We start from the raw sequence: 12,989 nt of genomic DNA, 5'->3' as shown, positions 1-12,989 counted from the left end.
TGTGCATTCTTATAGTGGATTAACAAAAATCAGGACAAGGCGACGAAGCCGCAGACAGTACAAATAGTACGGAACCGATTCACTTGGTGCTTCAGCACCTTAGAGAATCGTTCTCTTTGAGCTAAGGCGAGGCAACGCCGTACTGGTTTTTGTTAATCCACTATACTTCAATCTGCCAAACAGATCGAACAGAGAAACCCTGTCCGTCAAAACATCATGCAGCCATCGCCTTGAACACTTCAACCGCAACCGCAACCGTTTCGTCAATCAGCTCGGGCGTATGCGCAGCGGAAACGAAACCTGCTTCATAAGCGGACGGGCCGAACGCGACATTGCGGTCGAGCATGCCGTGGAAGAAGCGTTTGAAGGCGTCGATATTGGAACGCGCCATATCGGCATAGTTTCGCGGCGCGTGTCCGGCGAAATACAGACCGAACATACCGCCCACGCTGTCGGCGGTGAACTCGATACCGTGCACTTTGGCGGCGGCGGCAAGCCCATCAGCGAGGCGGCGGGTCAAGGCGGTCAGGTTTTCATAAAACCCTTCGCGCTGGATGATTTCGAGCGTTTTCAAACCGGCGGCGACGGCAACCGGGTTGCCGGACAATGTACCTGCCTGATACACGCCGCCCAGCGGGGAAATACATTCCATAATGTCTTTGCGCCCGCCGAACGCGGCAAGCGGCATACCGCCGCCGATGACTTTGCCCATCGTGGTCAGGTCGGGCGTGATGCCGTGCAAAGATTGCGCGCCGCCGAGCGCGACGCGGAAGCCGGTCATCACTTCATCGTAAATCAACACCGCGCCGTGTTTTTCGGTCAATCCGCGCAAGGCTTTGACAAAGGCTTCGGTCGGGCGGACGAGGTTCATATTGCCGACGAAGGGTTCGACAATCACGCAGGCGATTTCGTCGCCGCTTTGGGCAAAGGCTTCTTCCAGTTGGGCGATATTGTTGTATTCGAGTACCAAAGTATGTTTGGTAAAGTCGGCAGGCACACCGGCGGAAGACGGGTTGCCAAACGTCAGCAGGCCGCTGCCGGCTTTCACCAACAGGCTGTCGGAATGGCCGTGGTAGCAGCCTTCAAACTTGATGATTTTGTCGCGGCCGGTAAAACCGCGTGCCAGACGGATGGCGGTCATCGTTGCTTCCGTACCGGAGCTGACAAGGCGCAGCCGTTCGACGGACGGCATGATTTTGGCGATTTCTTCGGCAATGGCGATTTCGCCTTCGGTAGGCGCGCCGAACGACAAACCGCCCAACGCGGCTTCGCGCACGGCTTCGACGACTTCGGGATGCGCGTGTCCGACAATCGCAGGCCCCCACGAGCCGACATAATCGGTGTAGCGCGTGCCGTTTTCGTCCCAAACATACGCGCCCTCGGCTTTTTTGATGAAGCGCGGCACGCCGCCGACGCTGCCGAATGCGCGCACGGGCGAATTCACGCCGCCGGGAATGACCGCCTTGGCGCGGTCGAATAAAATTTCGTTACGGTTCATATTTATCCTCAAATGCCGTCTGAACGGCAGGTTTCGGGCTTGGAAGCAGAAAGCCCCCATTTTATCATTTTTCAGGTTGCGACAAGGATTTGCCCGCTTCTTTGCGGATTACGCCAACCGCATCCCGAATGACGGAACGCTCGTCTTTTTCCACTTTATGTGTAAAGCGGTAGTCCCGGACAACTCCCTCCCCGTCGTAATCCACACACCATTCCCAATGCCGCCGCTCCGATTTCATATAAATAAAATTGGTCGGCAAAAAATTATAAATAGGCAGGCTGACTTCATGATAGGCATAACAACCGAAAGGGTTGCGCTTCCCGAAACGTGCCTCTACCTCCGCCCGGGTCGTTTTGCCTTTAACAACCGTTTGTGCGATTCCCTCTTCCGTCTGATAACGCAGGAACTGATGTTCCCTGTCGCCGAAATTGCTGGTACACGCACACAGCAGCAATGCCGCCCATACAACCGGTTTCATACACACCTCCCATTAAAGCCAAACATTATACAGTCGCTCCGACCGATTAAATTTATATTTTAAAACAATATTCTACCTCCCAAACCCACATCGTGCTATAATCCGCACCGATTTTCAGACGGCACCGTCATGCCGTCTGAAATTTTTTCATTCCGACAACAATCAGCCCCGCAATTACGGCTGCCTGAGAAAGACACAGACCATGAAAAAAGTATTTATCCGTACCTTCGGCTGCCAGATGAACGAATACGACAGCGACAAAATGCTCGCCGTCCTCGCCGAAGAACACGGCGGCATCGAACAGGTTACCCAAGCCGACGAAGCCGACATCATCTTGTTCAATACCTGCTCCGTGCGCGAAAAAGCACAGGAAAAAGTGTTCTCCGACTTGGGGCGCGTGCGTCCGCTCAAAGAAAAAAACCCCGGCCTCATCATCGGCGTTGCCGGCTGCGTCGCCTCGCAAGAAGGCGAAAACATCATCAAACGCGCGCCTTATGTGGACGTCGTCTTCGGCCCGCAAACGCTGCACCGCCTGCCCAAAATGATTGTGGACAAAGAAACCAGCGGGCTGTCGCAAGTCGATATTTCCTTTCCCGAAATCGAAAAATTCGACCACCTGCCGCCCGCCCGCGTCGAAGGCGGCGCGGCATTCGTGTCGATTATGGAAGGCTGTTCCAAATACTGCTCCTTCTGCGTCGTCCCCTACACGCGCGGCGAAGAATTCTCCCGACCGCTCAACGACGTATTGACCGAGATTGCCGGCTTGGCGCAGCAAGGTGTGAAAGAAATCAACCTCTTGGGACAAAACGTCAACGCCTATCGCGGCGAAATGGACGACGGCGAAATCTGCGACTTCGCCACCCTGCTGCGCATCGTCCACGAAATCCCCGGCATTGAACGTATACGCTTCACCACCAGCCACCCGCGCGAGTTTACCGACTCGATTATCGAGTGCTACCGCGACCTGCCGAAGCTGGTTTCCCACCTGCACCTGCCGATTCAAAGCGGTTCCGACCGCGTATTGAGCGCGATGAAACGCGGCTATACCGCTTTGGAATACAAATCCATCATCCGCAAACTGCGCGCCATCCGTCCTGATTTGTGCCTCAGCTCCGACTTTATCGTCGGCTTCCCGGGCGAGACCGAGCGCGAGTTCGAGCAAACCTTGAAACTGGTGAAAGACATTGCCTTCGACTTGAGCTTCGTCTTTATTTACAGTCCGCGCCCTGGCACGCCTGCTGCCAACCTGCACGACGACACGCCGCATGAAGAAAAAGTGCGCCGCCTCGAAGCTTTGAACGAAGTCATCGAAGCCGAAACCGCGCGCATCAACCAAACCATGGTCGGCACGGTTCAACGCTGCCTGGTCGAAGGCATCTCCAAAAAAGACCCCGACCAGCTCCAAGCCCGCACCGCCAACAACCGCGTCGTCAACTTTACCGGCACACCCGACATGATTAACCAAATGATCGATTTGGAAATCACCGAGGCCTACACCTTCTCCCTGCGCGGCAAAGTTGTCGAAGCCTAAACCCTCACGCCGAAAAAATGCCGTCTGAAGCCGGAATCGGGTTTCAGACGGCATTTTTCACTTTGCAACGAACATCAGAACGTTTTGTTAAACTCGACAAACACCCGATTTTTCTCATATTCGTTGAACACATCGTTGCTCCACGTTTCGCGGTGCGACAGCGTCAGGCGCGGCGTGATGCCTTTGAAATGCAATGCCCGGTGCCAAAGGCTCAAGGATGTGTCCAATTCTTTATCCCTGCGCCTTTCCCCTTTAAAACCGCTGAAAAAGCCGGGTTTTTCATAATGCCGTTTCGCCGCGCCGAGGCGCAACAGCGAAGACAGGCCGCTGCCGCCCCATTCCTGCCCCCAGGCAAAGCGCAGGCCGTAACGGTTGAAATTGTCGCCACGGTCGGCGGGGTTGCGCTCGCGGTAAAAATCCAAACCGCCCGTCCAATATTGGCGCGCATTCCGGTAAAACACCAGCGAATTGGAAATTTGCAAATGGGTATTGTCGGAACGCGCCCGGCGCGTATTCTTCAAACGCCCCCACTCCGCCGAAGACAGCGTTTGCCATTTCGGGGTTTGCCAACGGTTGAAATAAAGGCGTGCGCCGTTGGCGTAAGAATAAGCGTCGTTGCCGTAGGTGCGGCGTTCGTGGAACACTGCCAGCCCGACATCTTTACGCCGGTCGGCAAAACCGATGCCGCCGGAAACGCCTGCCGTCATATCGTTGAATTTCTTATTCCCCGGATAAACCCTGCCGGACACGTCGCCGCCCGCCGTCGTGTACCAGCCGTTTTTCAGCGACCATTTTTTCTCCGCGCCGAGCCGGTAATTGACCGCCGTGCCGTCCACCTGTTTCGGGAAAGTCCAGTTGCCGTACTGCTGCTGTTTCGGGGCTTGGTTGATATTGTGTTCACGGGTAACGCTGAAACCGCCGTTTACTTTCCACGCATCGCGTTCGCGCAATGCCTTGCGGTACAGCTCGACCTGTTCCATAAGCTGCGGCGGCAGGTTTTCCGCCTTCAGGCGGTCGAACTGGTCTGCCGCCGCCTCGTTCTGCCTGTCTTCAAACAATGCCGCCGCCAAACGCATACGGACGGCGGGCGCGTCGGGTTGGGCAGCAATCAATTCCCGGTAATGAGAAACCGCTTCTTTCACCCTACCGTCTGCCTGCGCCAAAATCCCTTGTGCATAAAGTGCCAGCATCTTATCCTGCTGCGCCTGTTGTAGGTAAATCGGCAAAATAACGCGGATACCGGCAATATTGTTTGAAACTACTGCGGAATACATCGCGCGGGACAGCAATTCGGGATTTTTCAGCAGGGTTTCGCCGTCAATCTGCAAAACTTTTCCTTTTTCCCGCACCTGCCCCGGTACCTTCTCCCTGTCGATCGGTTTGGCCTCCGCTTCATGAAGCCTGAACTCGGGACGGCTTCTCAAATCTGGTTCGCGCGGTGTTTCTTCGGCATATGCCGCGCTTGCCAATAAAGGCAGCAACAGCATCCATCTGTTTCGTGCAGGCATAAATGTCTTCCCACAAAAATAAAAATAAAAAATAACCATTATCAACTGGCGGATTGTATCAGTTTTTTATGCCGCTGTTCCAAACCCTGCCGCCCGATGCCGCGACAATGCCGTCTGAAGCCAGAATCGGGTTTCAGACGGCAGCAAAAAACCGGCGGTTTCCCGCCGGTTTCATCATTATGCCCCGCCCTTCGGGGCGGCAGGGTTCGGATCGGTTTGCGGGGCGGCGCGCGGGGCCGTGCAGGTGTGCCGCCTGTGCGTCAAAACATTTCCCGACGCATCAAAACAGCCATTTGACCAACAATGCGGCTTCTTTGTCGCCGTCCGTCCTTTTGCCGTATCCGATGCGTGCGGACATATGGCCTTTCCAACCGGCTTCAATACCGAACCGCCCTTCGAGCGCCGTCCTGCCTGCCAGCGTCTGTTTTTCGCCGTCCATTTCCACGCCGAAAGATTTTGACCTGTGCAAAACATTAAAAGCGGCAAAAGGCTGAAGATTGACACCATTACGCAAAGCAAAACGGGTTTTTGCCCGAATGCCGGCGCGGCTTTGCCACTGACCGCTGCCGAGCAGTCCGACCGCCGTCCCCTCGCTGTCGGTAAAGCCGCCGTTTACGCCCAAGTAGGTAAACTGCGCCTGCGGTTGCAGGTAAAACCGCATATTATTGCCTTTTCCGACAACGCCTTCCGCCACAAGCGCGTTGTAGCCGCCTTCGACAGAAGCCGTCCAACCTTTGGTTTTGTAGCGTTCCGCACGGTTTTCATCATTGATGCGGTGTTTGAAACGTTGGTATTGCAACCAGCCGTCCAAATACGCACCCGTTTGTTTATCGCGCAACTGATGCCACGCAGCATAAACACCCCCGCCATAACCATGCAAATAACTGCCTGCCGCACCGCCTTTGCCGTTGACTGATGCGTGCTGGCCGGCCCTGCCGCCCATCACGCCGATTGCCAGCCGACTACCTTCATTTTGCCGTACAAACACCTCGCCGCCAATTTGCACGCCTTTGCGCCACCCGTCCGCAGCCGCGCCGCCCCGTATATTTTGATGCGACCGGCCGCCGATGAAGCGCAGCCACAATTTTTGACGGGACGGATCGGCGGCATACACGTCGCCGCCCCTGTCGGCGGCACGCAGCCCAAACAAAGTATTTGCCGCATAAGCCTGTTGGGCATATAAAACCGCTTCCGCCTCGGGGATAGCCAAACGCTGCACGCCCAAGCAAAATCCGCCTTCGCATTGCTTGAGCAATAATTCGTACAGTCCCTGCCGGTAATTTTGTTTAAACGCAAACGAATTAGAGTCTGCCTTTTCCGCCGCAATCAGTTTGCGCCCGTCGAGCGTTTTCAGATTTTCCGGCCGGCGTTCCAAAACCACGCCGGATTTTCCGCTGACCTTGTCTTCAAAGGTCAGGGCGGGTTCGTCCGACTCCCGCACGTCGTAGCCGAACAGGAAATCCGCACCGCCCTTATACGCTTTATGGACGGTCAGTTTTTCATCTTTCGTGTTCAGGCGGATGCGGGCATTATCGGAAGTTTCCAGCGTATGGATGTCGGAATGGCGGCGCGGTTCCCAAAGGGAATCTTTCAGCGTCATCTTGGTCAGTTCCAACACCTGTCCGGCGACATGGGATTTGTTTTCGATTTTGACGTGCAGTGTTTTATTGAAGATGTTGTTGAGTGTTTGGTCTGATATATTAGTTATTTGAGCTGTTGTATTCGTTATGTAACCTTGTAACGTTTGGTTTGCTAAAGCATCCCAAGTCTTTTCTGGTATTTTTTCCAGCACCTTCTCACCAAACTTGTTTACTGCTCCTTTTTTCAAATCTTGCTTGATTTTCTCTGCAGCTTTAGCAAATACATCTGGTTGTTTTTGCACAGTATCTTCTAATTGCTTCTTAACTGCCTCCTTTAAATTATCCCCGTAATTCTTTGTAACATATTTCTTAACAACGGGCATATTATCGACGGCGAGGATGCCGCTATTGTAGTTTTTACCCGTGATATTGATTTCGTCATACAAGGCTTCAGATGAATTTGGATCGGTTTTACCGCTGGAAAAATAATGGGAAACGCCGTTTGCCGGCTTGTCTGAAAATGAAAAATCGGTATCGTTGCCGATTTCGGTAGAACGAGTATTTGAACCGGGCTGATAACTGAAAGTACCGAAGCAATCAAAAGATATGCTGCACGGGCCGCGCCAAACGTGGGAATTTCTGTCTTCCGCCGCTTCTAAAATAAATTTGTTTTTAATCTCGGCTTCTTTGACGGGATCGTACGCATCCGAACCCCAAGCATATGGCGTGCAAAACAGCGATAAAACAGATAATGCTAATAGATTAACCTGACCGCTTGCTTGCTTGCTTGCTTGCTTGCTTGCTTGCTTGCTTGCTTGCTTGCTTGCTTGCTTGCTTGCTTGCTTGCTTGCTTGCTTGCTTGCTTGCTTGCTTGCTTGCTTGCTTGCTTGCTTGCTTGCTTTCAGTGTCATGAGAAATTTTCCTTTGTCAAGTGTTAAAATTATAATGATTATATACTACATTATACTACATCGCAATGAAAAATCAGGAAAAGCAAAAAACCCTCCGCCGTCATTCCCGCGAAAGCGGGAATCTAGAATTTCAACGCCGCAAGAATTTATCAGAGATGGACGGGATTTAAAGGTCTGGATTCCCGCCTGCGCGGGAATGACGGTTTAGAAATCACCCGAAACGGGAAAAAGAACCGAAACCGAACAAGCCGGATTTCCGCCTGTGCCAGAAGGACGGGATTTCAGGTTGCTGTTTTTTGATTTTCTGTTTTTGTGGGAATAACGGGATTTTGGATGATGTGCATTTATCGGGAAAACTAAAACCCCTCCGCCGTCATTCCCGCGAAAGCGGGAATCTAGACCTTTCGGGGCGGAAACTTATCGGATAAAACGGTTTCCCCTGCATCCTAGATTCCCACTTTCGTGGGAATGACGGGATATAGGTTTCCCTACGGACGTGTTCAGATTACCGCCTGTTCGGGAAGGACGGCTCAAAAGTTACGAAACGAAAAATAACCGAAACCGGACAAGTCGGATTCCCGCGCGGGCGGGAATGACGATAAGCGTAATTTCAATCTGCCATATTGTCTTTTCACTTGCCTGAAAACAGATTTCAGCCGCCTATCCCTGCATCCGGCGGCTGATGTAGTCGGCAATCAAATCCCGCTTGTCCCAAAAAAACTTCTGCATTTTTTGTTCGGAATACAGTTTGCGTACCAGAGTGGGCAGACCGCTGTGGACGATGGCGGCGATTTCTTTGTTGCCTTTTTCCTCCCGCATCGCCGTCTGAAAATCCATACCCCTTCCTTTCAGATATGCTGCAAGGCGGTTGCGGACGTGGGAATTGAGTTCGATGGATTTGAGCATTTTGCCTCCGTTTTGCGGTAAGGATTTATTCGATTTGTTTATCCGCCTGATTTTATCACGTTTCCCAAGCGGTTTGCCTGTACAATACCGCTTTTCGGCAGGGTGTGGGCGATGATGTTTTCTTGGTTCAAACTGTTTCACTTGTTTTTTGTCATTTCGTGGTTTGCAGGGCTGTTTTACCTGCCGAGGATTTTCGTCAATATGGCGATGATTGATGCGCCGCGCGGCAATCCCGAGTATGTGCGCCTGTCGGGTATGGCGGTGCGGCTGTACCGTTTTATGTCGCCGTTGGGCTTCGGCGCGGTCGTGTTCGGCGCGGCGATACCGTTTGCCGCCGGCTGGTGGGGCAACGGCTGGGTTCACGTCAAACTGTGTTTGGGGTTGATGCTCTTGGCCTATCAGCTGTATTGCGGCGTGCTGCTGCGCCGTTTTCAGGATTACAGCAATACTTTCTCACACCGCTGGTATCGCGTATTTAACGAAATCCCCGTGCTGCTGATGATAGGTGCGCTTTATCTGGTCGTGTTCAAACCGTTTTGACGGAGCATCTTATGCCGATAGAAATCGAACGCCGTTTTTTGATTGGAAACGACAACTGGCGGCAATACGCCGATGAGCCGCTGCTGTTGAGGCAGGGTTATCTGTCTGTTGAAAAAGAACGCACCGTCCGCGTCCGCATTGTCGGAAAACGGGCGTGGCTGACGCTGAAAGGCTATATTTCGGAAATCAGCCGCAGCGAGTTCGAATACGAAATCCCGCTTGCCGATGCGGAAAAGATGATGGAAACGATGTGCCCGTTTAAGATGGAAAAACGGCGTTATCCGGTCAGATGGGGCGGCAGCCTGTTTGAAGTCGATGTTTTCCTTGGCGAAAACGCGCCTTTGGTCGTCGCGGAAATCGAGTTGCCCGACGAGAATGCCGATTTTGAGCGTCCGAACTGGCTGGGGCGCGAAATCACTTCGGACGGTATGTTTACCAATGCCTATTTGAGCAAACATCCGTTCTCAAGCTGGAAAAATGCCGTCTGAAACGGCTTCAGACGGCATCTGCCTTGCGGTTATCCCTTGAGGTAATGCACGAATGTATATGCAACGCCTTTGCTGCTGACACGGCGTTCCGTCCGCTCTGCCTCTTTCCAATGCGTCCGGTCTATTTCGGGGAAAAATGCATCTCCTTCCACAGACAAATCCACTTCGGTTATCCGCAGGTCAGTCGCCAACGGCATCGCTTGTCCGTATATTTGCGCGCCGCCCATAATGACGGCTTCTTCCGCGCCGACGCACAATGCCAATGCCGCCTCCAAACTTGCCGCCGTTTCCGCGCCTGCCGCGCAATAATCCGCCTGCCGGCTGATGACGATGTTCCTCCGCCCGGGCAGGGGTTTGACGGGCAGGGATTCCCACGTTTTCCGCCCCATAATGACGGGTTTGCCCAAGGTATAGGCTTTGAAAAATGCGAAATCTTCGGGGATGTGCCAAGGCATAGCATTGCCCGCCCCGATGCACAGGTTTTCCGCACACGCCGCAATTAGGGTTATTTTGAGCATATTTCCTCCACAAAAATGCCGTCTGAACGCTTCAGACGGCATTTTATGACATTCTGCGTCAAAAATCTCAACTGGCGCGCGCCATACGTTTTTTGTTTGCACCTGCCAACAATGCCAACAGTTCTTCAGTCGCGTCCCAACCGATACACGCATCGGTAATGCTTTTGCCGTACACTTCCGGCTTGTCCTGCCTGCCTTCGACCAAATGGCTTTCCACCATCACGCCCATGATATTGCCGCCGTCCTGTTCCAATTGGGCGGCGATATCTTGTGCCACTTCCATCTGCCGGGTGTAATCCTTGCGGCTGTTGGCGTGGCTGCAATCGATCATCAGCTTGTCGGTTACCCCTGCCGCACGCAGTTGCTCCGCCGCCTCGCTGACGTGTCCCGCATCATAATTCGGCTCTTTTCCGCCGCGCAAAATGACATGACAGTCGGGATTGCCGCCGGTATGGACAATGGCGGAATGCCCTGCCTTGGTTACAGACAAGAAATGATGCGAATGGCTCGCCGCACCGATTGCATCGATGGCAATCTTCAAATTGCCGTCCGTACCGTTTTTAAAGCCGACGGGGCAGGACAAACCGCTTGCCAATTCGCGGTGAACTTGGCTTTCGGTCGTCCGCGCACCGATTGCCCCCCAAGAAATCAAGTCCGCATAATATTGCGGCGTAATCATATCCAAAAACTCGGTAGAGGCAGGCATGCCCATATTGTTCAGCGACAACAACAGGCTGCGCGCCTGACGCAAACCGAAATTGATGTCGAACGTACCGTCCAAATGCGGGTCGTTAATCAAACCTTTCCACCCTACCGTCGTCCTCGGCTTCTCGAAATAAACGCGCATCACGATCAAAAGCTCGTTTTCATACTGCTTGCGGAGTTTCAACAAACGCTCCGCATATTCCAACGCCGCTTTCGGATCGTGAATCGAACACGGCCCGATAATGACCAACAGCCGCTTGTCCCTGCCGTGAACCAAATCGGAAATTTCCTGACGGGTGCGGTGAACCAAGCCCGAAGCCTCTTTGGAAATCGGCAACTCGTAAAGATGGGCAATCGGCGGCAACAACTCTTTAACTTCTTTAATCTTAATATCGTCTGTGGGGTAATGGTGTGTCATCTTGCATCTTTCCTGATGGGTTTTTATACGCGGCTTAGGTTACATCGTTTACCTTGCACAAACAAGTGCAACATATTACTACAAAGCTATTTTATTTCAAAATAACTGATATATCTTTTTTCATAGATTTTAAATTTCATATTTTTAATATTTTAGGAATTTTATTTCAAAGAAAAAGAAACAGATTGATAAAAACAATACCTGCCATTCATTCGGACAAAACCGCACGGAACATCCGTTTTCCCGTTTCCACGACAATCTGGTACAGGACACCTCGCTGCCGATTCCGCCTGCACATCCGGCAAGATTTCATACGCAAGGAAAATGTTGAAAACAAAAGAACTAATTGCTTGAAAAAAGATTTTATTGGAATGCGGGTATTTCCCACACTTTCTCCATTTATTTATCCTCATTATAAAAACATGAAAAAAACCCTGCTTGCACTCTCACTTGCAGCCGTGTCCGCCGTTACGGTAACCGACATTCCCGAATCTAACGGCAAAAGCGAATACAAAGTCTTTCCGCTTATGTTAAAGGCAAAGCCACTACCGGCAATTTGAAAGAAAAACAACGCACACCGTCCATCGGCTTCCGTTCAACGAACGCCACAGTATGCGTTTTGAGACAGAGTACGCCTGAAGCAAAACGATGCAGACGACAAAAGAGGGAATGCACACATCGCTAACGGCGCAATAGGCAAAACGGCTGCCGTGTATGTCGGTTATACCCACACCCAACTGGTCGGTGAATCCACACGTTTCCGTGGCGGTTTGGAGCGCGTCCAAGTTAAACGTTATCTGGGAGAAAAGTGCTGCGGCTACGCCTGTCCAAAAGCGAACGCCTCCCCCTGCAAGCAGATGGTGAAATCCGTCAAAACCTTGGCGAAAGCCGGTTTCTGAAGCCATGAGCGGGGTGGCTGTCTATCTCCGCAACAAAAACAAAATAGCAATTGCTTCCCAAGATGCCAGCCTAAACTCCAAAGGCCGGTTCGTCAGCACCGGTCTGAATGTGGGCAAACAACTGACCGGTAGTCTCGGCGTAGAGTTTGACCCATACTGCCGCCACCGCGCAATCCGCAAGTCTGCCAAATTTGGCTCGAATACTACCAAAACCAAAACAGACAGAGAAAAGTTTAACGAGTACGGCTTCCGTGTAGCCGCAACGTTCTAATTCCCTTGCGTATAAAAAGCAGCATAAAAATGCTGCCTTTTCCCATTTCCAAGGAAAGTATTCCGTAGCGCGGTTTACCTAATTGTTTCATACAAACCAAAAATGCCGTCTGAAACCGATTTTCAGACGGCATTTGTCCCTTAAAACACGTTTTTTCAAGCGCGACCATACCAAACACCCACAGGTTGCCTTCCACCCTTCGTACAACCTTTGCTCCATCAAACACTCGCTTCCCAAATACTGATGTCTGCTTGGGTTGAATCAGCATTCGTACGATTACGGCACACCGCCTAATCTGTACCTGCGTCTGTTGCGCCCAATACCAAAGGCTACCTGAAAATCTCCCAAACTTTTCAGGTAGCCTTATCACGTTTTCAACTGCCGCCACACGCCCAAAGGCCGCCTGAGACCCTTTTTCAGACATTCCGCTCTGATACCCCCAACAAAACGCCGTCCGAACGCATGTTCAGACGGCATTTCCTTTGCGTCGATTCATTCCCCGATATAGCGCAGGTCTTTCTCCAGCCATTTCCCTTCCAAACAAAAAAGCACCGGTGTCGGCCGATGCCCCTTCCCTTACAGGTTCCCCTATTTTTTAGCCGCGGGCGTTGCCGGTTTGGCGGGGGCTTTGGGTGCGGGCGCGCCGACCGAAGCCTGGTCCTTCAGCTTCGCCAGCACCGCCGGGCCGATGCCCTTCACCTTCGTCAACTCGTCCACAGACTTGAACGCACCGTTTTG

The 12,989-nt window shown here is 52.3% G+C and carries 15 protein-coding genes; 7 read left to right on the top strand and 8 right to left on the bottom strand.

From position 1 onward, the window contains the following. Positions 1–214: 214 nt before the first annotated feature. Together hemL and DBY86_RS09045 are read right to left on the bottom strand one after the other, a co-directional pair. Positions 215–1,498, bottom strand: coding sequence for a glutamate-1-semialdehyde 2,1-aminomutase (gene hemL / locus DBY86_RS09050; protein WP_107819727.1), 1,284 nt, complete (start codon positions 1,496–1,498; stop codon positions 215–217). Positions 1,499–1,562: 64 nt separating this feature from the next. Then, on the bottom strand, positions 1,563–1,976 hold the full coding sequence (locus DBY86_RS09045; protein WP_107819726.1) for a glucosamine-fructose-6-phosphate aminotransferase: 414 nt from the start codon (positions 1,974–1,976) through the stop codon (positions 1,563–1,565). Positions 1,977–2,178: 202 nt separating this feature from the next. On the opposite strand from DBY86_RS09045, the gene miaB reads away from it, so the two are divergent. After that, a complete protein-coding gene (gene miaB / locus DBY86_RS09040; protein WP_107819725.1) occupies positions 2,179–3,507 on the top strand; it encodes a tRNA (N6-isopentenyl adenosine(37)-C2)-methylthiotransferase MiaB in 1,329 nt (442 codons plus the stop codon). Between the two features lie 74 nt (positions 3,508–3,581). Here the strand turns inward: miaB and DBY86_RS09035 are convergent, their stop codons facing one another. From DBY86_RS09035 to DBY86_RS09015, 3 genes are all read right to left on the bottom strand, one after another. Next, positions 3,582–5,048, bottom strand: coding sequence for a surface lipoprotein assembly modifier (locus DBY86_RS09035; RefSeq protein ID WP_439652351.1), 1,467 nt, complete (start codon positions 5,046–5,048; stop codon positions 3,582–3,584). 247 nt (positions 5,049–5,295) lie between these two features. Further along, positions 5,296–7,506 (bottom strand): autotransporter outer membrane beta-barrel domain-containing protein, encoded by a 2,211-nt coding sequence (locus tag DBY86_RS09025; protein WP_199901080.1) that lies wholly within the window; start codon positions 7,504–7,506, stop codon positions 5,296–5,298. 660 nt (positions 7,507–8,166) lie between these two features. Further along, entirely contained in the window at positions 8,167–8,412 is a 246-nt protein-coding gene (locus tag DBY86_RS09015) for a hypothetical protein (RefSeq protein WP_107819723.1), read from the bottom strand. A 111-nt stretch (positions 8,413–8,523) separates the two neighbouring features. Between DBY86_RS09015 and DBY86_RS09005 the strand changes: the two genes are divergently transcribed. Continuing rightward, on the top strand, positions 8,524–8,952 hold the full coding sequence (locus tag DBY86_RS09005; protein WP_107819722.1) for a CopD family protein: 429 nt from the start codon (positions 8,524–8,526) through the stop codon (positions 8,950–8,952). A gap of 11 nt (positions 8,953–8,963) precedes the next feature. Further along, positions 8,964–9,440 carry a CYTH domain-containing protein gene (locus DBY86_RS09000; protein WP_107819721.1) on the top strand — a complete coding sequence of 159 codons (477 nt, stop codon included), beginning with the start codon at positions 8,964–8,966 and terminating at the stop codon, positions 9,438–9,440. A 29-nt stretch (positions 9,441–9,469) separates the two neighbouring features. Here the strand turns inward: DBY86_RS09000 and DBY86_RS08995 are convergent, their stop codons facing one another. Beyond that, positions 9,470–9,958, bottom strand: a complete 489-nt coding sequence (locus tag DBY86_RS08995; RefSeq protein ID WP_107819720.1) for a dihydrofolate reductase — start codon at positions 9,956–9,958, stop codon at positions 9,470–9,472. A gap of 67 nt (positions 9,959–10,025) precedes the next feature. Further along, positions 10,026–11,081 carry a 3-deoxy-7-phosphoheptulonate synthase AroG gene (gene aroG / locus DBY86_RS08990; RefSeq protein WP_014573752.1) on the bottom strand — a complete coding sequence of 352 codons (1,056 nt, stop codon included), beginning with the start codon at positions 11,079–11,081 and terminating at the stop codon, positions 10,026–10,028. Positions 11,082–11,266: 185 nt separating this feature from the next. On the opposite strand from aroG, the gene DBY86_RS13745 reads away from it, so the two are divergent. From DBY86_RS13745 to DBY86_RS13095, 4 genes are all read left to right on the top strand, one after another. After that, on the top strand, positions 11,267–11,641 hold the full coding sequence (locus tag DBY86_RS13745; RefSeq protein ID WP_234403429.1) for a hypothetical protein: 375 nt from the start codon (positions 11,267–11,269) through the stop codon (positions 11,639–11,641). Positions 11,642–11,791: 150 nt separating this feature from the next. Continuing rightward, positions 11,792–11,980, top strand: coding sequence for a hypothetical protein (locus DBY86_RS13740; RefSeq protein ID WP_234403428.1), 189 nt, complete (start codon positions 11,792–11,794; stop codon positions 11,978–11,980). Positions 11,981–11,984: 4 nt separating this feature from the next. Further along, a complete protein-coding gene (locus tag DBY86_RS08970) occupies positions 11,985–12,251 on the top strand; it encodes a hypothetical protein (protein WP_107819719.1) in 267 nt (88 codons plus the stop codon). A gap of 82 nt (positions 12,252–12,333) precedes the next feature. Beyond that, entirely contained in the window at positions 12,334–12,495 is a 162-nt protein-coding gene (locus tag DBY86_RS13095) for a hypothetical protein (RefSeq protein ID WP_159068578.1), read from the top strand. A 344-nt stretch (positions 12,496–12,839) separates the two neighbouring features. Here the strand turns inward: DBY86_RS13095 and DBY86_RS08955 are convergent. Continuing rightward, on the bottom strand, positions 12,840–12,989 hold a 150-nt coding region (locus tag DBY86_RS08955; protein ID WP_199901079.1), incomplete at its 5' end, for a helix-hairpin-helix domain-containing protein.

The sequence above is a fragment of the Neisseria bergeri genome (assembly GCA_003044455.1).
GTDB classification, from domain to species: domain Bacteria; phylum Pseudomonadota; class Gammaproteobacteria; order Burkholderiales; family Neisseriaceae; genus Neisseria; species Neisseria bergeri.
This window is presented reverse-complemented; position numbering and strand designations above follow the sequence as displayed.

What these genes read in the sequence shown, in the direction of transcription:
- hemL (WP_107819727.1), bottom strand. Translation starts at nt 1,498, where the DNA reads ATGAACCGTAACGAAATTTTATTCGACCGCGCCAAGGCGGTCATTCCC.
- DBY86_RS09045 (WP_107819726.1), bottom strand. Translation starts at nt 1,976, where the DNA reads ATGAAACCGGTTGTATGGGCGGCATTGCTGCTGTGTGCGTGTACCAGC.
- miaB (WP_107819725.1), top strand. Translation starts at nt 2,179, where the DNA reads ATGAAAAAAGTATTTATCCGTACCTTCGGCTGCCAGATGAACGAATAC.
- DBY86_RS09025 (WP_199901080.1), bottom strand. Translation starts at nt 7,506, where the DNA reads ATGACACTGAAAGCAAGCAAGCAAGCAAGCAAGCAAGCAAGCAAGCAA.
- DBY86_RS09015 (WP_107819723.1), bottom strand. Translation starts at nt 8,412, where the DNA reads ATGCTCAAATCCATCGAACTCAATTCCCACGTCCGCAACCGCCTTGCA.
- DBY86_RS09005 (WP_107819722.1), top strand. Translation starts at nt 8,524, where the DNA reads ATGATGTTTTCTTGGTTCAAACTGTTTCACTTGTTTTTTGTCATTTCG.
- DBY86_RS09000 (WP_107819721.1), top strand. Translation starts at nt 8,964, where the DNA reads ATGCCGATAGAAATCGAACGCCGTTTTTTGATTGGAAACGACAACTGG.
- DBY86_RS08995 (WP_107819720.1), bottom strand. Translation starts at nt 9,958, where the DNA reads ATGCTCAAAATAACCCTAATTGCGGCGTGTGCGGAAAACCTGTGCATC.
- aroG (WP_014573752.1), bottom strand. Translation starts at nt 11,081, where the DNA reads ATGACACACCATTACCCCACAGACGATATTAAGATTAAAGAAGTTAAA.
- DBY86_RS08970 (WP_107819719.1), top strand. Translation starts at nt 11,985, where the DNA reads ATGAGCGGGGTGGCTGTCTATCTCCGCAACAAAAACAAAATAGCAATT.